This is a genomic window from Bradyrhizobium aeschynomenes (genome assembly GCF_013178945.1).
Classification (GTDB): domain Bacteria; phylum Pseudomonadota; class Alphaproteobacteria; order Rhizobiales; family Xanthobacteraceae; genus Bradyrhizobium; species Bradyrhizobium aeschynomenes.
In genome coordinates, this window is record NZ_JABFDM010000002.1 from 405,592 (window position 1) to 428,021 (window position 22,430).

At 66.9% G+C, this 22,430-nt stretch carries 24 protein-coding genes; 12 read left to right on the forward strand and 12 right to left on the reverse strand.

Annotation, left to right across the window (positions count from 1 at the left end; translation table 11 throughout):
- Nucleotides 1-91: 91 nt before the first annotated feature.
- Complete coding sequence (gene ftsH / locus HL666_RS06525; protein WP_172180492.1) at nucleotides 92-1,939, reverse strand: ATP-dependent zinc metalloprotease FtsH; 1,848 nt, start codon at nucleotides 1,937-1,939, stop codon at nucleotides 92-94.
- A gap of 55 nt (nucleotides 1,940-1,994) precedes the next feature.
- The gene (locus HL666_RS06530; protein WP_172180494.1) at nucleotides 1,995-2,948 is read right to left on the reverse strand and encodes a lipid kinase; all 954 of its coding nucleotides are present in this window, start codon (nucleotides 2,946-2,948) and stop codon (nucleotides 1,995-1,997) included.
- A 588-nt stretch (nucleotides 2,949-3,536) separates the two neighbouring features.
- On the opposite strand from HL666_RS06530, the gene HL666_RS06535 reads away from it, so the two are divergent.
- The 6 genes from HL666_RS06535 to HL666_RS06560 all read left to right on the forward strand — a co-directional run bounded on the left by HL666_RS06535 (nucleotide 3,537) and on the right by HL666_RS06560 (nucleotide 10,270).
- Complete coding sequence (locus HL666_RS06535; RefSeq protein WP_172180496.1) at nucleotides 3,537-4,514, forward strand: TerC family protein; 978 nt, start codon at nucleotides 3,537-3,539, stop codon at nucleotides 4,512-4,514.
- 17 nt (nucleotides 4,515-4,531) lie between these two features.
- A complete protein-coding gene (locus HL666_RS06540; RefSeq protein ID WP_172130994.1) occupies nucleotides 4,532-5,485 on the forward strand; it encodes an exopolysaccharide biosynthesis protein in 954 nt (317 codons plus the stop codon).
- A gap of 229 nt (nucleotides 5,486-5,714) precedes the next feature.
- Entirely contained in the window at nucleotides 5,715-7,445 is a 1,731-nt protein-coding gene (locus HL666_RS06545; RefSeq protein ID WP_172180497.1) for a CYTH and CHAD domain-containing protein, read from the forward strand.
- 74 nt (nucleotides 7,446-7,519) lie between these two features.
- Entirely contained in the window at nucleotides 7,520-7,732 is a 213-nt protein-coding gene (locus HL666_RS06550; RefSeq protein WP_172113772.1) for a zinc ribbon domain-containing protein, read from the forward strand.
- A 195-nt stretch (nucleotides 7,733-7,927) separates the two neighbouring features.
- The gene (locus HL666_RS06555) at nucleotides 7,928-9,100 is read left to right on the forward strand and encodes a M20 aminoacylase family protein (protein WP_172113771.1); all 1,173 of its coding nucleotides are present in this window, start codon (nucleotides 7,928-7,930) and stop codon (nucleotides 9,098-9,100) included.
- Nucleotides 9,101-9,364: 264 nt separating this feature from the next.
- Nucleotides 9,365-10,270 carry a DMT family transporter gene (locus tag HL666_RS06560; protein ID WP_172180499.1) on the forward strand — a complete coding sequence of 302 codons (906 nt, stop codon included), beginning with the start codon at nucleotides 9,365-9,367 and terminating at the stop codon, nucleotides 10,268-10,270.
- 273 nt (nucleotides 10,271-10,543) lie between these two features.
- Here HL666_RS06560 and HL666_RS06565 read toward each other — a convergent pair whose 3' ends face one another.
- From HL666_RS06565 to HL666_RS06570, 3 genes are all read right to left on the reverse strand, one after another.
- A complete protein-coding gene (locus HL666_RS06565; protein WP_172180501.1) occupies nucleotides 10,544-11,554 on the reverse strand; it encodes a zinc-dependent alcohol dehydrogenase family protein in 1,011 nt (336 codons plus the stop codon).
- A 136-nt stretch (nucleotides 11,555-11,690) separates the two neighbouring features.
- On the reverse strand, nucleotides 11,691-11,825 hold the full coding sequence (locus HL666_RS34395; protein WP_283812636.1) for a hypothetical protein: 135 nt from the start codon (nucleotides 11,823-11,825) through the stop codon (nucleotides 11,691-11,693).
- Nucleotides 11,826-12,034: 209 nt separating this feature from the next.
- Nucleotides 12,035-12,982, reverse strand: a complete 948-nt coding sequence (locus tag HL666_RS06570; protein WP_172180503.1) for a sensor histidine kinase — start codon at nucleotides 12,980-12,982, stop codon at nucleotides 12,035-12,037.
- Between the two features lie 429 nt (nucleotides 12,983-13,411).
- Between HL666_RS06570 and HL666_RS06575 the strand changes: the two genes are divergently transcribed.
- From HL666_RS06575 to HL666_RS06600, 6 genes are all read left to right on the forward strand, one after another.
- Nucleotides 13,412-13,825, forward strand: coding sequence for a hypothetical protein (locus tag HL666_RS06575; RefSeq protein WP_172113873.1), 414 nt, complete (start codon nucleotides 13,412-13,414; stop codon nucleotides 13,823-13,825).
- A gap of 144 nt (nucleotides 13,826-13,969) precedes the next feature.
- Nucleotides 13,970-14,143 carry a hypothetical protein gene (locus HL666_RS06580; RefSeq protein WP_172113767.1) on the forward strand — a complete coding sequence of 58 codons (174 nt, stop codon included), beginning with the start codon at nucleotides 13,970-13,972 and terminating at the stop codon, nucleotides 14,141-14,143.
- A gap of 175 nt (nucleotides 14,144-14,318) precedes the next feature.
- A complete protein-coding gene (locus tag HL666_RS06585; protein WP_172131110.1) occupies nucleotides 14,319-14,855 on the forward strand; it encodes a thermonuclease family protein in 537 nt (178 codons plus the stop codon).
- 87 nt (nucleotides 14,856-14,942) lie between these two features.
- The gene (locus HL666_RS06590; RefSeq protein ID WP_172113765.1) at nucleotides 14,943-16,046 is read left to right on the forward strand and encodes a D-alanine--D-alanine ligase family protein; all 1,104 of its coding nucleotides are present in this window, start codon (nucleotides 14,943-14,945) and stop codon (nucleotides 16,044-16,046) included.
- Nucleotides 16,047-16,069: 23 nt separating this feature from the next.
- Nucleotides 16,070-16,705: a hypothetical protein gene (locus tag HL666_RS06595; protein WP_172180957.1), complete on the forward strand. Its 636-nt coding sequence runs from the start codon at nucleotides 16,070-16,072 to the stop codon at nucleotides 16,703-16,705.
- A 202-nt stretch (nucleotides 16,706-16,907) separates the two neighbouring features.
- Nucleotides 16,908-17,114, forward strand: coding sequence for a hypothetical protein (locus tag HL666_RS06600; RefSeq protein WP_172180507.1), 207 nt, complete (start codon nucleotides 16,908-16,910; stop codon nucleotides 17,112-17,114).
- A gap of 182 nt (nucleotides 17,115-17,296) precedes the next feature.
- Here HL666_RS06600 and HL666_RS06605 read toward each other — a convergent pair whose 3' ends face one another.
- The 7 genes from HL666_RS06605 to HL666_RS06635 all read right to left on the reverse strand — a co-directional run bounded on the left by HL666_RS06605 (nucleotide 17,297) and on the right by HL666_RS06635 (nucleotide 21,411).
- Nucleotides 17,297-18,580 carry an extracellular catalytic domain type 1 short-chain-length polyhydroxyalkanoate depolymerase gene (locus tag HL666_RS06605; RefSeq protein WP_172180509.1) on the reverse strand — a complete coding sequence of 428 codons (1,284 nt, stop codon included), beginning with the start codon at nucleotides 18,578-18,580 and terminating at the stop codon, nucleotides 17,297-17,299.
- 4 nt (nucleotides 18,581-18,584) lie between these two features.
- Nucleotides 18,585-19,004, reverse strand: a complete 420-nt coding sequence (locus HL666_RS06610; RefSeq protein WP_172180511.1) for a ribbon-helix-helix domain-containing protein — start codon at nucleotides 19,002-19,004, stop codon at nucleotides 18,585-18,587.
- A gap of 98 nt (nucleotides 19,005-19,102) precedes the next feature.
- Entirely contained in the window at nucleotides 19,103-19,375 is a 273-nt protein-coding gene (locus HL666_RS06615) for a hypothetical protein (protein WP_172180513.1), read from the reverse strand.
- Between the two features lie 55 nt (nucleotides 19,376-19,430).
- Nucleotides 19,431-19,844: a thiol-disulfide oxidoreductase DCC family protein gene (locus HL666_RS06620; protein WP_172180515.1), complete on the reverse strand. Its 414-nt coding sequence runs from the start codon at nucleotides 19,842-19,844 to the stop codon at nucleotides 19,431-19,433.
- Between the two features lie 330 nt (nucleotides 19,845-20,174).
- Complete coding sequence (locus HL666_RS06625) at nucleotides 20,175-20,588, reverse strand: GFA family protein (RefSeq protein ID WP_172180517.1); 414 nt, start codon at nucleotides 20,586-20,588, stop codon at nucleotides 20,175-20,177.
- Between the two features lie 17 nt (nucleotides 20,589-20,605).
- Entirely contained in the window at nucleotides 20,606-21,085 is a 480-nt protein-coding gene (locus HL666_RS06630) for an SRPBCC family protein (RefSeq protein WP_172180519.1), read from the reverse strand.
- Nucleotides 21,082-21,411, reverse strand: coding sequence for an ArsR/SmtB family transcription factor (locus HL666_RS06635; RefSeq protein ID WP_172113756.1), 330 nt, complete (start codon nucleotides 21,409-21,411; stop codon nucleotides 21,082-21,084). The genes HL666_RS06630 and HL666_RS06635 overlap by 4 nt, the downstream gene beginning before the upstream one ends.
- Between the last annotated feature and the right edge of the window lie 1,019 nt (nucleotides 21,412-22,430).

The following is a 22,430-nucleotide window of genomic DNA, read 5'->3' on the forward strand; positions in this document are numbered from 1 at the left end:
CGGCGATGCCCTCTCCCACAAGGGGAGAGGGCACTGTATCGCACACCGCAAACGTGAGCCCGTCGATCGTGCGCTAATAGGATTAGACCAACTACATCGGCTGCGCCGCTGCGACGAGATCACCGGCGCGCTGGTCCTGCTTCAGGATGGCCGCGAGCTCGCTCTCATCCAGCGTCTCTTTCACCAGCAGCCGGCGCGCGGCGCGCTCCAGGACGTCGCGCTTGTCCTGCAGCAGCTTGCGGGTGCGGTCCAGCGCCGACGTCACGATGGCACGGACCTCGGCGTCGATCGCATCGCCGGCGGCCTCGCCATAGTCGGCGCTGCGTGAGGCGCCCGGCGCCAGGAACGACTGGTTGTCGCGTTCATAGGCGACCGAGCCGAGGCTCTCCGACATGCCGTAGCGCGTCACCATCGAGCGGGCGATGTCGGTGACGCGGCGCAGGTCGTCGGCGGCGCCGGTCGACAGATGGCCATAGACCACGAGCTCCGCGGCGCGGCCGCCGAGCAGCACGGCCATTTTGTTCTCCAGCTCCTCGCGCGTCATCAGGAAGCGGTCCTCGGTCGGGCGCTGGATGGTGTAGCCGAGCGCGCCGACGCCGCGCGGGATGATCGAGACCTTGTGCACGGGATCGGTGCCGGGCAGGCTCATCGCGACGATGGCATGGCCCATCTCGTGATAGGCCACGATCTCGCGCTCCTTCGGATTGAGCAGCCGGTTGCGCTTCTCCAGGCCCGCCACGATGCGCTCGATCGCGTTGTTGAAATCGTCGAGCGTGACCTCGTCGGCGCCGCGCCGCGTCGCCAGCAAGGTCGCCTCGTTGACGAGGTTGGCGAGATCGGCGCCGGTGAAGCCCGGCGTCAGCGCCGCGACCTTTTCGGGATCGACGTCGGCGGCGAGCTTGGCCTTCTTCAGATGCACATTGAGGATCTGGATGCGGCCCGGCTTGTCCGGACGGTCGACCAGCACCTGGCGGTCGAAGCGGCCGGCGCGCAACAGCGCGGGGTCGAGAATCTCCGGACGGTTGGTCGCCGCGAGCAGCACGAGGCCAACCGAGGAATCGAAGCCGTCCAGCTCGACCAGCAGCTGGTTGAGCGTCTGCTCCTTCTCGTCATGGCCGCCGGCGAACGGGCCCATTCCGCGGGCGCGTCCGAGCGCGTCGAGTTCGTCGATGAAGATGATCGCGGGTGCCTTGGCACGCGCCTGCTCGAACAGGTCGCGCACGCGCGCCGCGCCGACGCCGACGAACATCTCGACGAACTCCGAGCCCGAGATCGAGAAGAACGGCACGCCCGCCTCGCCCGCCACGGCCTTGGCGAGTAGGGTCTTGCCGGTGCCGGGCGGGCCGACCAGCAGCACGCCCTTGGGCATGCGGCCGCCGAGGCGGCCATAGGATTTCGGATCCTTCAGGAAGGCGACGATCTCGCGCAATTCGTCCTTGGCCTCGTCGACGCCGGCGACGTCCTCGAAGCGGACGCCGGTGTTGGCCTCGACATAGACCTTGGCCTTGCTCTTGCCGATCTGCATCAGGCCGCCGCCGAGCCCGCCGGCGCCGCCCATCATCCGCCGCGACAGCCAATACCAGACGCCGAAGAACAGCGCGATCGGCATCACCAGCGAGAGGATGTCGCCGAGAATGTTGCTCTCGACCCGGCCGGTGAAGGTCACGTTGGCCTTGGACAGCTCTTTGGCGAACTCCTGATCGACGCGTGTGGTCGCAAACCGCGTCTGGCCGCCGGGCAGCGGCTCCTTCAGCGTGCCTTCGAGATAGTTCTCGGACACGCCGACCTCCTTCACCTTGCCGGCCGAGAGCAGGTCTTGGAATTGGCTGTAGGGAATGACGGCGACCTGGCGATAGCTCGTCCACGCATTGTGGATCATCATCGCGACGAAGATCGCGACAACAGCGTACCAGAGATTGAAGCGGGTCTGCTTGGTCATGGGTCTCTCGAGATGTGATCGATGAAAACGATGTGCCGTGCCTGGCGGCACCGCGTCAGGTCCGGCCCTGCCCCGTGCCGTCGGGGACGAACACCGTGACGGCGCGCGGCAGCACGTTGAAGCGCGCCGGCGTGAAGGTAACGAGCTCGCCATCGGCATTGATCGGGCGCGGACGGCGCGTGCGGATCTCGAACGATGTGTCGCGCGAGGCGCGCACCTCCTCCCACAGGCCGTGCCGGCCCTTGCGGAAATCGTAGGCCATCGCCAGCAGCTTCCAGACGCGGCCGATCTCCAGCGAGTAGAGATCGAGATGGGAATCGTCGATCTCCGCGCGGTGATCGACGGCCATTCCGCCGCCATAGTAGCGACCGTTACCGACCGCGATCTGCAGCGTCTTCACGCGCACCGCCCCATCCGACGACACGATCATGGCGCGGAACGGCCGCGCATTGGCAAGCACCTTGAGTGCCGTGATCGCATAGCCGAGCCGGCCGAACCGCCGCTTGGTCTCCTTCGTCAACTGGCGGGCGAGATCGGCGCTGAGCCCCAGGCTTGCGACGTTGAAGAAGGGATGCCCATTGACCTCGCCGAGATCGATCTTGCGACGACAGCCAGCCGCGATCACGTCGACGGCCGCCTCCATGTCGTCCGGCAGCCCCAGCGTACGGGCGAGATCGTTGGCGGTGCCGGCTGGAATGATGCCGAGCGGAAGGCCCGTCTTGACCAGCGCAGGCGCGGCGGCGTTCAGGCTGCCGTCGCCGCCGGCGACGACGACGGCTTCCGCGTCGTCGGCATGGGCTTCGATCCACGGCGAGACCTCGCGCGGACTATGCGGGGCCGAGATCACGAGGTCGTAGCCGGCCGCGCTCAGCCGCGACACGGCGACGCCAGCGGCCTCTCCGCCGGAGCGGCTGCCGCGATTGATGATCATCAGGAGCCGGCGCGTTGCGACTCCCGGTCGCGATGGCGCCGCCTTCGCGATCAATACTTGGTCACCCCCCGTGGTCACGACATGCTCCCGTACACAATATACCAGCGCGCACTGGCCATCAGACGCGGGTTCCATACAAAGGTCCGAGCAGGCGTCCGAGTTCCATCACGATCGCCGTTGCCGCCTCGTTGATCCGCCGGCAGCTGCGAGGCGTTCCGCGCGATGTCTCGATGAAAGGGTCGAGCGCATGGGCCGCAAGGACTGATCGCCGCAAGCGACGCGTGTGGCTGCATCTCATCAAACTCCCAAGACAGGCTGCCAGCTTCGCTCGGCAGAGCGAAATACCGCCAGCGCCGTCTGTCACGAAAGAGAGTCCGACATCATAGTCCTGCACGCGAGCCTTGCAGACTATCAGAGGGGCCCGGATCTCCGGCCCTCTGGAATTAGTTCGCGGCCGCACGGCTGCAAGACAGCAGACACTCTGTCGCACCGGATCGTTCATCTTGCTGAACGCTGCTCGACGACGACAGGCTCTTGAAACCCGATCCGACGCCACCTATCTGCGCATGAGACCCCTGGTCCGGGCCCCTCTGGTGAAGCTGCCGGTGCTTTCACGATGTCGGACCTGACGACATCAGTCACACCGGCGAGATAAGAGGACCCGTCGTGGACTTCCTGTTCATCGCGTTTGCCGGCAAGCCTGTCTGGATGTGGCTTGCCTTTCTCGCAATCGTGCTAGCCCTTCTCGTTTTCGATCTCGGCATCCTCCATCGCAAGACGCGCGAAATCTCGGTGCGCGAGAGCCTCGCGATGAGCGCGATCTACATCATGCTCGCGCTGGCCTTTGGCGCCTGGGTGTGGTGGCAGCTCGGCTCCGAGGCCGGCACGGCCTATCTCACAGCCTTCACCATCGAGAAGGCGCTGGCGATGGACAACGTCTTCGTCATCGCGATGATCTTCAGCTATTTCGCGATCCCGCGCGCCTATCAGCATCGCGTGCTGTTCTGGGGCATCGTCGGCGTCATCGTGCTGCGCGCGATCATGATCGGCCTCGGCGCCGCCATCGTCGCCCAGGCGAGCTGGATCCTCTATGTGTTCGCGCTGTTCCTGGTCGCGACCGGCATCAAGATGCTGGTGTTCAAGGACAAGCCGCACGACATCGGCTCCAACCCCGCTCTGGCCTGGGTGCGCCGTCGCTTCGACGTTACCGAGCAGCTGCAGGAGGAACGCTTCTTCGTGCGTCAGAAGAATGCAGAGGGCAAGCTGACCTGGTTCATGACGCCGCTGTTCCTGGCGTTGATCCTGATCGAGTTCGCCGACGTCATCTTCGCCGTCGACTCGGTGCCCGCGATCTTCGCGATCTCGACCGACCCGTTCGTGGTCTACACCTCGAACATCTTCGCGATCCTGGGCCTGCGTGCACTGTACTTCGCGCTTGCCGCGATGGTCGACCGCTTCCAGTATCTGAAGCTGGCGCTGGCGGCGGTGCTGATCTTCATTGGCTCGAAGATCTTCCTGGCGGACCTGCTCGGGCTGGAGAAGTTTCCGCCGGCGATCTCGCTCGGCATCACCTTCGGCCTGCTCGGCGCGGGCATTGCCTACTCGCTGTGGAAGACCCGTCCTGCGGTCGAGCAGGCGAAATGAGGATGAGAGGTGACGGCGTGTCCATGAACGATGTCGCATCCAACGATGAGGCTGCGTCGGGGCCGCGCCGTCACAACGGGCCGATCAGCCGGCGGCTGCTCGCCATCGCCCGCACGGTGCGATCGGAGGAGCCGTCGGTCGGCGAATTGTTCGACCGGCTGGAGTCGGAGGGGCTCGGGCTGACACTGCTGCTCCTGACCTTGCCGGCGCTGATCCCGCTGCCCGGCCCGTTCGGCATGGTGTTCGGCACCTTCGTCGCGCTGGTCGCGCTGCAGATCCTGTTCGGCGCCGAGCGGCTGTGGCTGCCGCAGACCATACGACAGCGGCCGGTGCCGCAGCGGCTGCTGCGCAAGGTGATCCGAGCCGGGCTCGACTGGGCCGGCTACGCGGAGCGCGGCCTGCGCGAGGATCGGCTGGCCTGGCTGACCGGCCGCACCGCGCGGATGCTGCTGGCGCTGCCGCTGCTGCTGATGGCCGTCACCATCATCCTTCCCATTCCCATGGGCAATGTGATGCCCGCGCTGGCGCTGATCGCCGCTTCGATCGGCTTCATGGCTGCCGACGGCCTCGCCGTGCTGGTGTCGATGCTGATTGCGATGGCCGCCGTCGTCTGGACCGCGGTGCTGCTCTACACCGGCGCGGCGGCGGCGGATTATGCCGCCATGCTGCTGGCACGCCTTGCCGTGCATCTGCGCGCGATGCTGGAGAGCGTCGGCGTCGATCTCGGCTTTGCCGCCGGCGTGTCGACCGTGTTCGCCGTCGCCGCCGGCCTCGCGGCACTGGCCTTCTGGATCCAGGCGGTTCGCCATCGGCGGAGCCGGCGCACCTCGCTCGATGCGGTGCCGGATGCGCGCGAGCGCTCGCGTGCCGTGGCGCGGCGCAATCGAGGGCTTCTGACGGCGGCGAGCCTAGCCACGGCAGCCGCAGCGATCTTCCTCGCCACGCGCTTCATGCTCACCGGCTGGATCTGAAGTTCCAGCTGTGACCCGCTCGCATGTGACATGACGCACGGGACCGATCTTCACGCGCGCGATCGGTCGCAGCCGCCGCACTTGTCATTGAAGCGGCAACAAAAAATGCGACCGATGGGTCGGGGGATGCCGGGCGGCATCAGTGTCCTGCGAGAAATGCCACTGTCGCTTGTGGTCGGCTGCGGATATACGAGAGATGACTGTCATCAAACGGTTACAGAATCGACAAATGCCCGATTCGAACGCAACCGCGTCGTTGCACGCAAGCGACCGGGCGCTTGGCGCGCCGGCTCCAGGTGAGTCCGCGAGCGGCGACCAAGGCCATGACGACGCGGCGGCGCAGCCAAGCCAGCAGAGCACCGCGCCTATCGACGAACGAGGCGCCGATGCCGCCGCACCCGCCCTTCCTGATCCGGAGGCCGGCGCCGGCCACGAGATCGAGCTGAAGCTGCTCGTCGCGCCCGAGCAGCTCGCCGGGTTCAACGATGCCCCGATCGTCACCGCGCATGCGCGCAACAAGGGCTCACGCAGGCATCTGACCTCGGTCTACTACGACACGCCGCGGCACACGCTCTGGAAGAACGGTTTCACCCTGCGGGTCCGCCAGAGCGGATCGCGCTTCGTGCAGACCGTGAAGGCGCAGCACAGCGACGATCCGCTCAAGCGCGGCGAATGGGAAGCGAGCGTCGCTTCGCTGGAGCCGGATCTGGCGCTGGCTGCGGCGCTGCTGCCCGAGGACCTGCGCGACGCTCTGACCGATGCGAAGCTGCAGGCGGTGTTCACCGCGGACGTGCATCGCCACGCGCGCCTGCTCGACGTGCCGGGCGCGACGATCGAGATCGCGTTCGACAGCGGCGTCATCAAGGCCGGCGATCACAACGAAATCGTGAGCGAGATCGAGCTGGAGCTCAAGAGCGGCAACGCGGCGGCGATCTACGACACCGCGCTACGGCTCGCCGAGCATGGCGATATCAGGCCGTCGATCCGCAGCAAATCGGCGCGCGGCTTCGACCTGGCCACTGGCCGTCCGCCCGGCGCCGACAAGCCGCAACGGCCGAACCTCGATCCCGCCCTCTCGCTCGATGAAGCCTTCGCCATCGTCCTGCGCGGCAGCCTGCATCATCTGTTGCAGGCCATGCCGGCGGCCGAGGACGGCCGCGATGCGGAAGGCGTGCACCAGCTGCGCGTGGCGCTGCGCCGGCTGCGCGCCGCGCTTCACATCATGCGGCCGCTCGGCAGCTCGGCGACACTCGATGGCCTCGAGGCGGATGCGCGCTGGCTGGCGCAGAGCCTCTCCGCCGCCCGCGACCTCGACGTCTTCCTGACCCAGACGCTGCCCGAGATCGCGGATTCCTGCGCGACGGTCGCCGGCTTCGGCACGCTGCGGGAGCTGGCGGAGCGGCAGCGCGACCTCGCTTATCGCAAGCTGCGCATCGCGCTCGCCGACCGCCGCTGCGCCGTATTCGTGCTCGGGCTCGGCGCCTGGATTGCCACCCGCGGCTGGCGCAACGACGTGTCTCCGGATGAGCTCGCGCGGCTCGCCGGACCCGCGGTCGATTTCGCCGGCCACATCCTATCGGAGCGGCATCAGAAGGTGCTCAAGCGCGGCCGCCGTTTCAAGAAGCTGCCGGCCGAGCGCCGCCACCGGCTACGGCTCGCGCTGAAGAAGCTGCGCTACAGCATCGACTTCCTGCTGCCGCTCTACGGCCGGAGCAAGCCGGCGCGGAAATATGCGAGGTCGCTTGCCGGCCTCCAAGAGCAGCTCGGCCACTACAACGACATGGCGGTCACCGCCGGCGTGATCGATACGCTCGGCACGACCTCCACGGACGCGGCCATGGCTGCCGCCGCGATCACCGGTTGGCATGCGCATGCGATGGCCGGCCTCGAGGAGCCGCTGCGTAGAACGTGGCGCGAATTCACGAAGACGCCGACCCCCTGGCAGCCCGATGAAGCGTAACGGGTGAGGCCGATCATGCACCGCATTGATCTGGTTCAAAGCATCTCCCCAGCGATCTTTGGCAGAGTAAACTCATGAAAATATCCAGCTTGACCTGCCCCCATTGCCAGGCTGCGTACGAGGTTGCGGAGTCGACCTCCCTGGTCGGCGCTCCCGGCCGGACGGATTGCGGCATCTGCGGCACGCCGTTGGCCGTCTGGAACGAGCCGAAGCTGCTGGCCTTCCGTCTGGTGGTGCCGCACGAGCACAAATACCCACGCGTGCCGGTGCCCGCTCCACTCGCCTGACGTGACGTTCCGAAATCGGGAACGTGTCGTGACGATGCGCCGGCGATGATCGCGCATCACTGCATGGCGCCATGGCGGCGCGTGCCTTGCCTCGCTTTTTGGACCGGGCCATAGTTGCCCGATCGCGCCGTCGCGGCGCGGCCTCGCCGCGCCTGCAGCAGCGTCACCCATCCAACAGCGAGCAGTTCCTTTCTCATGCCCATCCTCAACAGCATCGCCGCACTGTCAGACGAAATGGCCGCCTGGCGCCACGACTTCCACGAGCATCCCGAGCTGCTCTACGAAGTGCATCGCACCGCCGGCATCGTCGCCGACAAACTCCGCGAGTTCGGCTGCGACGAGGTGGTGACGGGGATCGGCCGCACCGGCGTGGTCGGCGTGATCCGCGGCCGCAAGTCGGCCTCCGGCAAGACCATCGGCCTGCGCGCCGACATGGACGCGCTGCCGATCGAGGAGACCTCGGGCGTGCCCTACGCCTCCAAGACGCCCGGCCTGATGCATGCCTGCGGCCATGACGGCCACACCGCGATGCTGCTGGGCGCGGCGAAATATCTCGCCGAGACGCGCAATTTCGACGGCACCGTGATCGTCATCTTCCAACCCGCCGAAGAAGGCGGCGCCGGCGGCAAGGCGATGGTCGACGACGGCCTGATGACGCGCTGGGGCATCCAGGAGGTCTATGGCATGCACAACATGCCGGGCGTCCCCGAGGGCCATTTCGAGGTCTCGCCCGGCGCAATGCTGGCCTCGGCCGATGCGATCCACATCAAGGTCACCGGCAAGGGCGGCCATGGCGGCGCCGGCCCGCACCGCGCGATCGACAGCATCCTGATCGCCTCGCAGATCGTCAACGCGCTGCAATCGATCGTCGCGCGCAACGTCGATCCATTGAAGTCGGCGGTGATCTCGATCTGCTCGATCCATGGCGGCACCACCTTCAACGTGATCCCCGAGACGGTGGAAATGCTCGGCACCGTGCGCACGCTCGATCCCGAGATCCGCGATCTCGTCGAGAAGCGCATCGTTGAAGTCGCTGAAGCCACCGCCCGCGCCTATGGCGGCTCGGCGGAGGCGATCTACGAGCGCAAATATCCTGTCACGATGAACCACCCGGCGCAGGCCGCTTTCGCCGCCGACGTCGCCCGCGAGGTCGCCGGCAACGAACGCGTCAACGATCGTGCGATTCCGCTGATGGGCGGCGAAGATTTCGCCTTCATGCTCGAAGCCCGCCCCGGCGCCTTCGTGTTCCTCGGCATGGGCCCTGGCAACGAGTGCCATCATCCGGCCTACCGCTTCAACGACAACATCCTCAGCGCCGGCGCCTCCTACTGGGTGAAGCTGGTAGAGAAGAGCATGCCGGCGAACTGATCGAGCAGAACAACGCTTCTCGCGATGAGGTCGTCGCGAGGAGCGCCGCAGCACCGCAATCCAGGATCGTTGTCGAGCCGCGATTCTGGATTGCTCCGCTCGCAATGGCGGCCGTGGCGGGCACCGAACGCTCCAAAAGCTCCGGCTCCGCGCGTCGGCCGCAACGGTTCGCGCTTCACGCACCAACGGAACAGTTCGTTTCGCATCGAAGCGTCGAGCGCGCCGTCCCGGCTAGGAGAAACCATCTCCTGCCCGCGAGGCCACATGCAGCGCCGCTCCGACCTCACCCGAGAACTCGCCCTCCTGCTTCTGCTTTCCACTCTGTGGGGCGCCTCCTACACGTTCATCAAGATTGGCGTCGAGACCATCCCGCCGTTGACCCTGATCGCGGCGCGCACCCTGGTCGCGGGGCTGCTGCTCGCGACGATCATCCGCAGCCGCCGCCTCGCATGGCCGCGCGCCCCCGCGATCTGGCGCCGCTTCATGATCCAGGCCGGCTTCAACAGCGTCGTTCCGTTTACGCTGATCGCCTGGGCCGAACGCACCGTCGAAGCTGGTCTTGCCACGATCCTGAACGCGACCTCGCCGATCTTCACCTTCCTGCTGACCGCGCTGGTCACCCGCCACGAACCGGTCACCTCGCGCAAGCTCGCCGGCGTCGCGGCCGGTCTGGTCGGCACCTGCCTCATCGTCGGCGTCGAGGCGCTGCACGGTCTCGGCCGCGAGCTGTGGACTCAACTCGCGATTGTCGCAGCCACCCTCTGCTATGCCGGCGCCGCGATCATGGGAAAGAGCTTCAAGGGACTCGACCCGATGCTGCCGGCTGCCGGATCGCTGCTGTCGGGCGCCGTGGTCCTGATCCCCCTCGCCCTCGTCGTCGACCGTCCCTGGACGTTGGCGCCCTCGCCGCGCTCGCTGCTGGCGCTGGCCGCGCTCGCGACGGTCTCGACCGCAGCCGCCATGGTGATCTATTTCCGTCTCCTGCAGACGCTCGGCTCGGTCGGCGCAACCGCGCAATCCTATCTGCGGGTGCCGATCGGTGTTGCGATCGCCGTGGCCGGCCTCGGTGAGACCCTGTCGCCGACGGCCTGGGTGGGCCTCGCCTGCATCGTCCTCGGCGTGGTCGCCATGACGCTGCCGGCGCGTGAGCCGCAGCAGCCGCGCCGCTAGTCGGATGACGGCGGCCCCACCCTCTCCGCCGTCATTCCGGGGCGGCGCGCAGCGACGAGCCCGGAATCCATAACCACGAGCCGTTGTGTGGCGAAGACAAGCGCCGCGGCGATCTCGCGTCACATGGCCTTCCGTGGCTATGGATTCCGGGCTCGCGCTGACGCGCGCCCCGGAATGACGGTGGACACAGTTCCAGCCCGCATAGCGCGGCGACATGCGGAGGCGGTCTCCCGGGGCTCGCAGATCGACTGCGCAAGTCGACCGGGGCGCGCCTCACCCGATCGCGATCGCCACCTTGCCGAGATGTGCGCCGCTGGCCATGTAGTGGAACGCATCACGCGCCTCCGCAAACGGGAACACGCGATCGACCACCGGTTTCACTTGATGCAGCGCGAGCGCGTTCGCCAGCGCCTGGAGATCGTCGACCGAGCCGACCGTGACGCCCTGCAGCCGCTGCTGCTGCATCACCATCAGCGGCAGCCGTAGCTCCGAAGCCGGTGCGCCGGCGAGCACACCGATGAAGGCGATGGTGCCGCCGATCTTCGTCGCGCGGATCGACTCGTTGAGCGTGCCGACGCCGCCGACCTCGACGACGAGATCGACGCCCTGCCCGGTGATCTCGCGCGCCTTCTTGCCCCAGTCCGGCGTCGTCTTGTAGTTCAGTGTGACGTCGGCACCGAGCGAGATCAGCCGCGCGATCTTGGTCTCGCTCGACGACGTCGCGATCACGCACGCGCCGGCCATCCTGGCGATCTGCAGCGCAAAGATCGAGACGCCGCCGGTGCCCTGCGTCAGCACGGTCTGACCGGGCCTGATGCCGCCGAGCTTGATCACCGCGCTCCAGGCGGTGACGCCGGCGCAAGGCAGGGTCGCGGCCTCGATGTCGGTGAGATGCGCCGGCGTTCTCACCAACGCCTGCGCGGGAAAGATCCGATACTCGCTCAAGGTGCCGTCGACGGCGCCGCCGAGCGCCGCGCGCATCTTCGCCTCGCTCGGCTCGCCGCCGGTCCAGCTCTCGAAGAAGCTGCCGATGACGCGATCGCCAGGCACAAACGCCACGCCCTCGCCCACCGCCTCGACCACTCCGGCGCCGTCCGACGAGGGCACCAGCGGAAATTTCTGCCGCGAGCCGTAGCCGCCCCTGACGGTTAGGAGGTCACGATAGTTGAGACTCGCCGCCGTCAACCGCACCAGCACCTCGCCCGCCCCGGGTCTCGGCACGGGCTTGTCGACCAGCGCCAGCGCATCGATGCCGCCCGGGCCCTGCAGCTCATAGCACTTCATCCGATGTCTCCTGCCCGACACGCGCCGCGTTTTTCGTTGGCCGATCGTGGAGCGTTTCGCGCCCACGATCAAGCGGCGCAGCGTTCCGCCGCGCGGGTAACCAACGCAGGGCGTCGCGCGCATCGCTCGCACCTGGTCAGGGCGTCGGCAGCTCGGGGCGGCCCAGACGGTCATCGTCGATCAGGGGGATCACGACGTGGTTCAGCACATACTCCGTGCCGACCCAGGTGACGACCATCGAGATCAGCAGTAGTCCGCCCAGCAGCATCATGTCGCGTCGATCCATTGACGACATACGCAGCGGCGGTCCGACCGTTTCGCATGTGAGCCATGTCCGGCGTGACGCTGCCTCGCAGCGTCGATGCGGACCTGCGAGCGCGCTGGGCCGCCTTGTCATTGCCTGCTCGCGCTCGGGTTCCGCGAGATCAGGTCGAGCTGATCGCGCGATCGACAGGCACGCTCCGTGGCGGCGGGCAATCCTCACATGCCGGGCTCGAACCTGATCCGGCAGAGCAGCCCCTCATCACGAAAATCCTGCTCGATGCTGCCGCCGATCGCGGCGAGACTCGCGCGGATCATGCGCGTGCCGAAGCCTTCGCTCTGCGGCGGCGCGACCGGACGCGGATTGAGCTCGCGCCAGCTCACGAGGTTGCGGCCGCCGTCCTGTGCGAGCTGAACCTCGAGCCGTCCGCCATCGCCGCGTAGCGCGCCATATTTGACGGCGTTGGTCGCAAGCTCATGAAACACCAGCGCGAGATTGCGCCCGGCCTCCGGCCCCAATGGCACGTCCGTCCCTTCCAAGCTCACCGCACCGGAGGCGCGGTAGGGCTGCAACTCGGCCTCGAGCAGCATGCGCAAGGTCATGACGCGCTGGCTCGACCAGGCCAGCGTGTTGGCCCGCGCAACCGCGTCGAGCCGCAGCGCGATCGCCTCGCCCTTGTCACGGTCCTCGCCGGACAGGCTCGACCGGACGATCGATTGAAACAGCGCGAGCTGATTGTTGACGCGATGCCTGAGCTCCGCCATCAGCAATTCGCGCGCATGCTCGTTGCGCTTCAGCTCCAGCAGCGCGTTGCGGCACAGATTGGCCGGCCAGATGACGAGGGCCGACGCTCCCAGGAACGCGACGAGATTGACCGCCTCCGCGTGGTCGGGTCGGTCGGTGAAGCCGATGAGCACGACGGTGGCCGACAGCCAGGCAGCGAAGACGGCGGCCGGCAGCCCGCCGAGCAGCGTCGCAAACAAGACCGATGGAAAGAACGGCGCGTAGGACAGGGTCGCGCCGGCTGAATCGAGCGCCACGCGACTGCCGGCACAGATCGCGACGGCCACAGCCGTGAGCAGGAACGTGGTCAGCGACCACGTTCTGCGTCGAACGATCCAACTCGAAAAACTCTGACCCGCGCGCACGATTGACCCCGAGAGCAACGTCTATCGCCGAGGGACTGCTGGAACAAGCTGAAGGAACTGCCGAGCGGCAGCATTATTTTTGGAACCTTTCCAGCGTCGTTGCGTTTAGCTCCGCTCTTTTTGCGCCTGGTGGAACTCATCGTGCGGCCGCGTGGACGGCGCGGGCCGCCGTCTCCATCGGAGCGCCGCAGCTCAAGGCAAACATCTCGCAATCCATCTGCACACGCCGCATGAGTTGTGTGCGCAAGGACAGGCCACGTCGAGACTGTGAACGCGACGCTGCCACGGACGTCTCGTGCGACGTGCGCGGCACAGCGTCGATTCCCGAACGCGCCCGACGACGGTGGTATCGTGACGCCGCTCGGAAAACACCTTGTATCCGCTGGCGTCGCGCGCGCTAATCCTAGCGGCTTGCCGCTGAGCGCGGCAGCGTCGATCATGGCGATCATGACGACGAAATCGCGCGAGAGACTCTATGGCGCCGGCATCCGCATCGCGCAGGAGCAGGCTGCGCGCGCCCGCAAGCAGGCCGATCGTCTCGCATGCGACGCATGGAATAAGCGCATGCTCGGCTACAAGGGACCGGCGCAGCCTTCACCGCTGCTCGGCGATGCGCTCAACGCCGGCTACTACTATCTCGAAGTGCGCTGCCTCGGCTGCGACACCAATCAGACGGTCGCGCTGGACATCATCAGGCGGCCCAAGACGACGCCGATCCACGAGCTCGAACGCTACATGCGCTGTCAGGATTGCTCGCGGCTGCGCGGCCATCCCTACAAGCGCAGCGCGCTGGTGGCGTTGCGCGAGACCAAGATCTCGGCCACGCATCCGGCGTCGATGTGGTGGCCTGGTGAGCGCTAGACGAACGATCCGGACGCGCAGCGACCGATCGTGGACGCCGAAAGGTATTCGAATCTGACGATGAGCAAATTTTTCAGCAGACGCGGAACAATGCGGAGTCATCGTTGTTTCGAAATCTTGCCGGCACGGCAGGGAAGCGAAACCATGTCAGAGTTGATCACCCAGCCGGACAAGCTGCGGGCGGATGCTGCGGAATGCGCGCTGATCCGGGATCTCGCCACCGATCGTGACAAGCGCGAGCTGTTCGCGCGTCTTGCCGAACATCTGAGCACGCTGGCGGCCGAGGTCGAGCGCGCCGCCGATCTGAGCGAGCGCTGACGTCGCAACTGGGCGCCTTCCGGCAGCACAGATATGACCGCGCATGCGTGGGCCCGCACGTCGTCGCGCTCGCTTCACGCAGCCACACAATCGCACGAATGGGCTCTGCTATGTGAGATCGCGCGCAGCATCCGATTCGCTGCGGCGACACGTCAATCTCTTTTCCGCGGATGCCATCTTGCAATCTTGTCTCCCCCGCCTCGCCTGCGTCGCGCTGTTGCTCGCGACGGCGCCTCCCGCCACCGCGCGCGACCTGATCGGCCGCGTCAGCATCGTCGATGGCGATACGCTGGACATCCGCGGCGAGCGCATCCGGCTGTGGGGCGTCGATGCGCCCGAAAGCGCGCAGCTGTGTCGCGGGCGCGACCGCAAATTCTATCGCTGTGGCGCGCTGGCCGCCAACACGCTGGATGCGTTCACGCGCGGCAAGACCGCGCGCTGCGCACCTGTCGACGCCGATCGCTACGGCCGCATCGTCGCGCGCTGCGCGGCCGGGGGCGCCGATCTCGGCCAGTTCCTGGTGTCGCGCGGGCTCGCGATCGAAGAGCCGCAATATTCCCATGGCGCCTATGCGCCCGACCAGCTCGCCGCGCGCCGCGGCAGCCGCGGCATCTGGTCCGGCCGCTTCATCGCGCCGCCGCTCTATCGCAGCTGCATGCATGCCGGCGGGACCACTTCGACGTGCTCGGACGATCCAGCGCCCCGGCGCTGACGGCTTTCGCGTGAGGCGCGGTTGGAATTGCCACGCGCGGGCCCGGCGCGCTACGGTCGCGTACCGCAAGGCCAGGACCTGATGACGATGACAGAGACGAAAACGCGCGTGGCGATCCTGTTCGGAGGGCGCTCGGCCGAGCATGACGTCTCCCGGGCATCGGCCGCCAACATCTTCCGCTCGCTCGATGCGGGCCGCTACGCTGTCACCCTGATCGGCATCACGCCCGGCGGCCGCTGGGTGCTCGCCGACGCGGCCAATGACGCCACCTCGGCCGCATTGGCCGTGCCGGCGGACGGCCCTGACATCGTGCTGCTGCCTGCCGGCCAGGGCCGCGCGCTGGTCATCGACACCGGCGGCGCCGCGCCGCGCGAACTCGCCTTCGACGTGATCTTTCCGGTGCTGCATGGCCCGAATGGCGAGGACGGCACCGTTCAGGGCGCGCTCGAACTCGCCGATGTCGCCTATGTCGGCGGGCGCGTGCTCGGCTCGGCTGTTGCGATGGACAAGGACGCCGCCAAGCGGCTGCTGCGCGATGCCGGGCTGCCGATCGTGCCGTTCGTCACCATGACGGCGGCCGTGCCGGTGAGCTACGACGACGCCGCCCGCGCGGTGGGCGCGTCCGAGCTGTTCGTCAAGCCGGCCAATCTCGGCTCCTCCGTCGGCATCTCCAAGGCGCGCAACGCCGACGAATTCGATGCCGCCTGCAAGCTCGCGCTGCGCTTCGACCGCAAGATCCTGATCGAGCGCTGCATCGCACCGGTGCGCGAGATCGAATGCGCCGTGCTGGAACGGCCCGATGGCGAGGTCAAGGCCTCCGAGCTCGGCGAGATCGTGCCCGCGGGCAGCCACGGCTTCTACTCCTACGAGGCGAAATACACCGACGCCAACGGCGCCTCGCTGCACGTCCCGGCGCAGGTCGAGCCGGCGCTCGCCGCGCGCATCCGCAAGATGGCGATCGAGACGTTCGGCGTGCTCTGCTGCGAGAGCCTCGCGCGTGTGGATTTCTTCGTCCGCGGCGATGAGGTCTACGTCAACGAGGTGAACACCCTGCCCGGCTTCACCAACATCAGCATGTACCCGAAGATGTGGGAGGCAACCGGCCTGCCGCAGCCCGCGCTGATGGACGAGCTGATCACCCACGCGCTGGCGCGGCATGCGCGGCTGCGGGAGTTGGCGTCGCAACGGTGATGAGCTCGACCGGCATTGCGATCATGCGCCGCTTACTCGTCGCGCGGTTTATGATCACCGCGCTCTGCCTGATCACCGCGGCGGCGGTTGCGCCTGCCCACGGCGATGACGAGGCCTCGCACATCGTGAAGCTCGAGAACCGCGATTTCGACGGCATCAATTTCAAGGGGCAAACCGAGTTCGAAATTCACGACCCGGACCTCTTGCCGAAGCAGCTCGTGAGAGCCATCGAGCAGACCGGCTGCCGCTACAAGAGCGAACTCAAATCGCGGCCGGTCCGCTTCCTTGCCATCCAACGGCGAAGGTTCGCGATTGTCCCATGCTTCGCCATGGTCGGGCGCACACAGATGTTCGATCTCGCGGATCTCAGGCGGCCGCAGCTTCAGCTGTTCGCGATTGCTGCGCTGGATCGCGGCTTTATTACAGCCCCGGAGCCGGGCGTGATCGGCTGGAACAGCGAGAAGAACGTGTTCGAAGTTGAAATCCGTTCGGATTTGTGCGGCGATCCGGCCAGCCGCTACATTTATCGTCTCAGCCAATATGATTCAGGCCCGTCGCTGGTTCGCATCGACGTCCGGAAGGATGGCTGCCGGCAAGACGATGGCTGGGCCACGATCTGGGAGGCTCCCGCATGGCCGAAGCGGGAGGATCTGCGTTAGCCTGCAGGGTCGGCCAAGGCGCAGCCGTGCCATCTCGTCGCGATTGGCTCGTCATGGCGCCGGGCCCGCCATCTCGCGGCGCAGGCCGCCCTGCCCCATAGCGCGAAACACGACAGCCGTCATGCCGCGGCACACCCATCCGACATATGCCTGCCATACGGCACGGATAGCAGTCGCACGAACAGCCTTGACGGGGAGCACCATGGCCGACAACGACCTCGACGTTTACCTGACCGCGCGCAACGTGCTGGTCGAACTGCGCCTGAATTTGGCCAAGGCCGTTGCGGCCGGCTACAAGCAGGGCGAAACGGAAACTGCGGTGAAGAGTCTCATCGAGGTTCAGCAGGCGATCGACGTGATCGACCACGCGAGCGAGGAACTCGACGAGGCCGAGCACGACGAGGACTGAAGCGCGGCGGCGCGGCGCGGCCGTGCCTCGCTTCCTCGTCCTTCCTCAGGGCGGACACGATCCATGAAATCTCATGCGTGGAGATCTAGCCCGTCGGGTGGGCAAACGCGCAGCCGTGTCCTCGCATCCCGCGAGGCTCGCCATGGCGCCGTGCCCACCATCTCGCCGCCGGACGCGCCGCCCTAGACCGCGCGCATCTGCGCGAGGAAGAACCGCAACATCTCGCGCGTCGCATCCGGGCCCTTCGGATCGGTGTAGGACCCGGCCGGACTGCCGCCCGACCAGGCGTGAGCAGCGCCGTGAATGGTCCAGTGCTCCGCCGTCACCCGCCCATCGGCCCCGGTCAGAATCGTCCGCGTATAGCCATGGCCGCCGGGCACCTGCCCGCGCGCCACCGATTGCGTCCCGTCCGTGGCGGCAGCTGACTGCGCAACGATGCGGTCGCCATTGGCGGGATGCACGGTTGTGTCGCGATCGCCATGGAAGACGATGATCGGCACGGCCGATTTGCGATCATCACGATGGCTCGCGCCTGTCCCCTGCCGCATGGCCATCATCGCCGAGGGGAGATCGCGCGCGGCCCCGCAGGCCAGCCCGGAATGGACGCCTGCCGCGGCGTAGAGATCGGGATGGGTCGCCGCCATGATGGCGGCGGCGGCGCCTCCGGCCGACAGGCCGGCGACATAGACCCGCCCGGGATCGATCGCATGATCGCGCATCACCTGGCGCGTGATGCCCGCGATCAGCGACGGCTCGCCACCGTCGCGCTGCTGGTCGCCGCTGCGAAACCAGTTCCAGCATTTCGACTGATTGGCGCCGCTCGGCTGCTCGGGATAGACCACGAAGCAGCTTTGCTCCTCGGCGAGGAAGTTCATCCGCGTGCCCGCCGCGAAATCGTCCGGCGATTGCGTGCAGCCATGCAGCATGACGACGAGCGGACGCAGGCCTCCTTCGGCACGGCTCGGGATCAGCAGCTTGTAGTCGCGGCGTCCCGCGGCATTGCTGTAGCTGCCGCGCACGAAGCTGGCCGCGTCCGGGGTGGTGTCCTTCGGCGACGGCGCGCGCAGGTGCGGACCGCGCAAGCCGAACCCCGGCCATTCGCCGAGAGCGTCACGCCGAGAGGATCGCTGACCTGCCCAGGCGGGCTTGCCATCGACGAAGTTCGCCTGAACACGCCCCGCTTGAGCAGTCTTCGCTGGAGCAGCCTTGGCTCGAGTGGTTTTCGGATGGGAAGGCCTCGCCTGCGTCGCGGCGGACGCCGCGGACGGCCGCTCGCGGATGCGCGTCGCTTTGCCCTCGATGGTCGGCGGCGACAGCCGCGCGGGCGCGGACTGCGCTGGACCGGCGGAGGCCTCAGCCGGCGCGCTGTCGCCGCGCAACATGCGTTGTAGCAGCGCCGTGGCCTCGACCAGCTGGCCGGCCCGCGTCAGGCGCGTCGCTTCGCGCATGATCTCCTGGTTCAACATCTTGCTACCTCATTCTGTCGGCGAGAGCGGCCTTGACCGCGGCGGTGGCGTGGAGGGCACCCAGCACGGAGACCGAGGCGATGGTGGCCCGGGCAAGTTCGGGCGTGACATCCGAGGCGATGGTGGCGAGCCCCAGCACGTTGATCTGCAGCATCTGCCGGGCGCGCTGCGCCGCTTCGAGATCGGCGCGGCTGTAACTCCGCAGGCCGAGGTCCAGGCTGTGGCGCACGGTCGACTGCTTGACCACGTCAGCGTGCCGGTCGAGCTGGTTGCGGATCGCGGTGCGGATGAAATCGGCGCGGTTGGAATAGAACCCCTCCTGCACCATCAGGTCGATCTGGCCGAGATCGACAAAGCCGAGATTGACCGTGATCTTTTCGCTGTCGGGGCCTTTGGCGCGGAGCTGGTGGACGTTGTCGGGCATCGGCGGATCCATGATGACCATCCAATGGGATGGCCTATGGATGGGATATGGATGCCGCTAGACTGTATTCAAGTGCTGGCCGCAGGTTCCGCCACACCTCAAACCAGGGTTGCGACCTCATAGATCAGCACGGCCGCGCCGAGACAGCGGCGCCACGGGTTCACGCCGCGCGCCATCTCGTCGACCGCCCAGATGACGAGACCGGCCTTGACCAGACTGTCGAGATTGGCGCCTGTCCGCCCCGGAGGATGCCAGACCCAGCTCAGCACGGCGGCCGCCAGCACGACCCACAACGCCGGGTTCGGCATCTGCGCGATCGTGATCTCGCCGGTGACGCGATTGCGGAAGAACCAGTTCACAAATCGCGACATCCCAGCACCGGCATTCGTTGTCGAAGGGCTCACAGGGTCGACGCCCCGCCGCGCCTCATGTTCCGGGCCGCTGTGGTCTTGCGGCCGCCTCGCGCGGCGCGAGCCGTCCGAGGCCGCGGGAGAGAAACGGTCGAATGGGGAGAAACAGCCGGTAGCCCAGCTCCAGCACGGTCAGCGCGCCCGGCAGCGACGCCACCCGCGCCGCCCAGCGCCAGCGCGGCAGGCGGCGCCAGACCTCGACAAACGCCGCGGCGCCTGACAGCAGGCGCCCGTCAGCGGCGCGCACGTGGAACCTTGCCATTGCCTGCTGCCGGGTCAGTCCCTCCGGAGCTTCGGCGTCCGTCTTCGAGACGTCGACGAAGCACAGTGCACCCGCCTGATCCGTGCGGCCGTAGTAACCGATCTCCGCCCGGCACAGCGGGCAGGAGCCGTCGAAATAGACGGTCGATTGTGCAGGCTCTGACGCCATGCGGATCTCCAAGACACCGACTCCGGTCCCGGAGGCTAAACGCCTACGCGAGCGTTTTGGGTCTGTGGCACTTTGAATTTCAGTGGGAGGACGCCAACTGACACGACAATTGCATTCGTAGAATGCGTCCACAACAACCACGGCGAATTTGTTACTCCGTCATGGCCGGGCCTGTCCCGGCCATCCACGTCGTCCGGTGCACTCCGACGGACGTGGATGCCCGGGACAAGCCCGGGCATGACGACGTGGAAACAATCTGGCCCGACACATAGACCACCGCACGCGACAGGACTCTCGTGACAATCGAGACCTATCACGGCAGCCATCACCTCACCGCGGCGGCATCTTGTCGAACCTCGGCAGCGCCGGATCGAGATGATCCCAGGCGTATCCAGCCGCGGTCCAGGACACCAGTTGCGGCCGGTAGCGGCTGGGATCGTCCAGGCTCGCCGGTGTCACGATGAACACATCAGGCATCGCCGGAAACGTCAGGTGCATCGACGAGCCGCAGGTCGGACAGAAGGCGCGCCGCTTCACGGTGCCGCCGTCGCCTGTCGTCTCCCAGTGCGACACTTCGCCGTCGACCTTCACCTCCGCCGCGACGAAGGTGAGGTGCGACTGATGACCGGTGCCGCTGTCGCGCTGGCATTGCCGGCACTGGCAGTCCAGCATCACCGCCGGCTCGCCCGTAATCACATAGCGCACCGCGCCGCAGGCGCAGCCGCCCGCATAGACGTTTGTCATGTGAGTTCTCCGTTGCTTCAATGCGGCCGCTGCCGCGATATCTCGTCGGTGACGAGCTGATCGAGCTTCTTGACCACCGTCTTCCAGCCCTCGCCCATCTTGCGATACGCGGTCTCGTTGGCCGGCAGCACGAAGCCGGAATGGACGAGGCGCAGGCGCGTGCCCTGGTCCGCTCTTGCAAGGCTGAAGGTGACCACGGTCTCCAGCGGCGCGCCGTAGCCGACATTGCCGGCATGGCCGCCGTTCCAGGCGTAGGACAGCCGCTCGTTCGGCACGACCTCCAGCACCTCGCAATGAATGGTGCCGTCCCATTCGCCGGCCGGCGTGGTCTGGAAGGTGAAGCGCGTGCCTACCACAGCTTCAAATCCCTTCGGCGCCATCAGCCAGCGGCCGATCAGTTCGCCATTGGTCAGTACCTTCCAGATGACCTCAGGCGCATGCGGGAAGATCTCCTCCACCACGATGGCCTGCATGTCCGGCTTCACGGTTTGATTCATGGGTCGATGTCCTTCAGCAGTTGTCTCAGATCGGCGAAGCGGTCGCGCCAGAACGCGCCGTAATGGCTCATCCAGTCGGCCAGCGGCTCCAGGCCGCGCGGCTCGGCGCGGTAGTAGACCTTGCGCCCCTCCGGGCGCTCGCAGACCAGGCCGGCCTGCTTCAGGGCTTTCAGATGCTGCGAGATGGCGCCCTGCGTGACGCTGCTGCCGCGGGTCAGCTCGACCACGGTGATCTCGTCGGATTGAACGATGCGCTCGAACACGGCGCGCCGGGTGGGATCGGCCAAGGCGCGCATGACGGACGTGACGGTATCGGGCTGGATCATGCAAAAACAATAGTATTCACTAATGAATTAGTCAACACTAATCATTCTGGGGCCTCGCGACCATGTTTGCGTCCGGCTCTCCTCGGCGGCCTACACCGCCCGAAAATCCGAATCTTTTCGCTTCCGTTTTTCAGAAGGAAATGCTATGTTGCGCCATCCCGCCTCACTTGAGGGGCGCATCGCGATCGTCACGAGCGTGGAGTGCGGGATGCGGTGGGCGTGTCGGGTTGCAGCGTGAGCGATCATGCCGACGAACGATCCGATGCGCACGGCGAAATCGTGTGGTCCTGGTCTCCCGGTGCTGAGACCAAGTCTGCGTCGCAAAGTCTGGACGAGCGCGCTAGGCGACGGGGTCAAAAGCCGGTCCCCGGGGAGATCACGTATAAGCCGTAGAGCCATCGCGCGGGGAAGGCCGGATGATCCGGCCCGTACCTGTGGTGACTGCCGCCTGCTTTTTTGTTGCAGGCGGGCCATGGGTGCGACCGGCACCCGGCCTTCCCCGCGCCCTCATTGTTCCGGGGGCGATGAGACGAGCAACACTCGGACGCGACAGCGGGTGCGAGGATGAGATGCCGTGGCTACGAACTCCCTCGTCGTCCAGGGCAAGCGACGACGCGACAGCGGCGGCGCGGCGCCCACCCGGGACCCAGACTCCGCGGCGGTCGTGTGAGGCACGATGGAGCTGCCAGCCTTTGCGCAACAAATTCCGCCGGTGGTTATGGATCCCGGCGTGCGCGGGATGACACCGCGTGTGTGGCGAACAGCTTACGTTTTTCCGAGAGAAATCAGCTCGCGCCTCACCCACCGTCGTCGTCCCGGGCAAGCCGCGCCGACGCGGCAGCGGCGGCGCGGCGCCGACCCGGGACCCAGACTCCGCGACAGTGGTGTGGGGCACGATGGAGCAGCCAATCGTCGCGCCAATATCCGACGGTGGCTATGGATCCCGGCGTGCGCCGGGATGACACTGATCGTGTGGCGGCCAGCGCGGCTCACGGATACATGTTTGAACCTTCGCTCCC

Excerpts from the sequence above, each read along its gene's own strand:
- HL666_RS06550 (WP_172113772.1), top strand. The coding sequence starts at position 7,520 with ATGAAAATATCCAGCTTGACCTGCCCCCATTGCCAGGCTGCGTACGAG.
- HL666_RS06555 (WP_172113771.1), top strand. The coding sequence starts at position 7,928 with ATGCCCATCCTCAACAGCATCGCCGCACTGTCAGACGAAATGGCCGCC.
- HL666_RS34395 (WP_283812636.1), bottom strand. The coding sequence starts at position 11,825 with ATGATGCTGCTGGGCGGACTACTGCTGATCTCGATGGTCGTCACCTGG.
- HL666_RS06610 (WP_172180511.1), bottom strand. The coding sequence starts at position 19,004 with ATGCCCGACAACGTCCACCAGCTCCGCGCCAAAGGCCCCGACAGCGAA.
- HL666_RS06625 (WP_172180517.1), bottom strand. The coding sequence starts at position 20,588 with ATGACAAACGTCTATGCGGGCGGCTGCGCCTGCGGCGCGGTGCGCTAT.
- HL666_RS06605 (WP_172180509.1), bottom strand. The coding sequence starts at position 18,580 with ATGTTGAACCAGGAGATCATGCGCGAAGCGACGCGCCTGACGCGGGCC.
- HL666_RS06615 (WP_172180513.1), bottom strand. The coding sequence starts at position 19,375 with ATGTCGCGATTTGTGAACTGGTTCTTCCGCAATCGCGTCACCGGCGAG.
- HL666_RS06560 (WP_172180499.1), top strand. The coding sequence starts at position 9,365 with ATGCAGCGCCGCTCCGACCTCACCCGAGAACTCGCCCTCCTGCTTCTG.
- HL666_RS06595 (WP_172180957.1), top strand. The coding sequence starts at position 16,070 with ATGCGCCGCTTACTCGTCGCGCGGTTTATGATCACCGCGCTCTGCCTG.
- HL666_RS06545 (WP_172180497.1), top strand. The coding sequence starts at position 5,715 with ATGCCCGATTCGAACGCAACCGCGTCGTTGCACGCAAGCGACCGGGCG.
- HL666_RS06600 (WP_172180507.1), top strand. The coding sequence starts at position 16,908 with ATGGCCGACAACGACCTCGACGTTTACCTGACCGCGCGCAACGTGCTG.
- HL666_RS06590 (WP_172113765.1), top strand. The coding sequence starts at position 14,943 with ATGACAGAGACGAAAACGCGCGTGGCGATCCTGTTCGGAGGGCGCTCG.
- HL666_RS06635 (WP_172113756.1), bottom strand. The coding sequence starts at position 21,411 with ATGATCCAGCCCGATACCGTCACGTCCGTCATGCGCGCCTTGGCCGAT.
- HL666_RS06620 (WP_172180515.1), bottom strand. The coding sequence starts at position 19,844 with ATGGCGTCAGAGCCTGCACAATCGACCGTCTATTTCGACGGCTCCTGC.
- HL666_RS06565 (WP_172180501.1), bottom strand. The coding sequence starts at position 11,554 with ATGAAGTGCTATGAGCTGCAGGGCCCGGGCGGCATCGATGCGCTGGCG.
- HL666_RS06575 (WP_172113873.1), top strand. The coding sequence starts at position 13,412 with ATGACGACGAAATCGCGCGAGAGACTCTATGGCGCCGGCATCCGCATC.
- ftsH (WP_172180492.1), bottom strand. The coding sequence starts at position 1,939 with ATGACCAAGCAGACCCGCTTCAATCTCTGGTACGCTGTTGTCGCGATC.
- HL666_RS06580 (WP_172113767.1), top strand. The coding sequence starts at position 13,970 with ATGTCAGAGTTGATCACCCAGCCGGACAAGCTGCGGGCGGATGCTGCG.
- HL666_RS06630 (WP_172180519.1), bottom strand. The coding sequence starts at position 21,085 with ATGAATCAAACCGTGAAGCCGGACATGCAGGCCATCGTGGTGGAGGAG.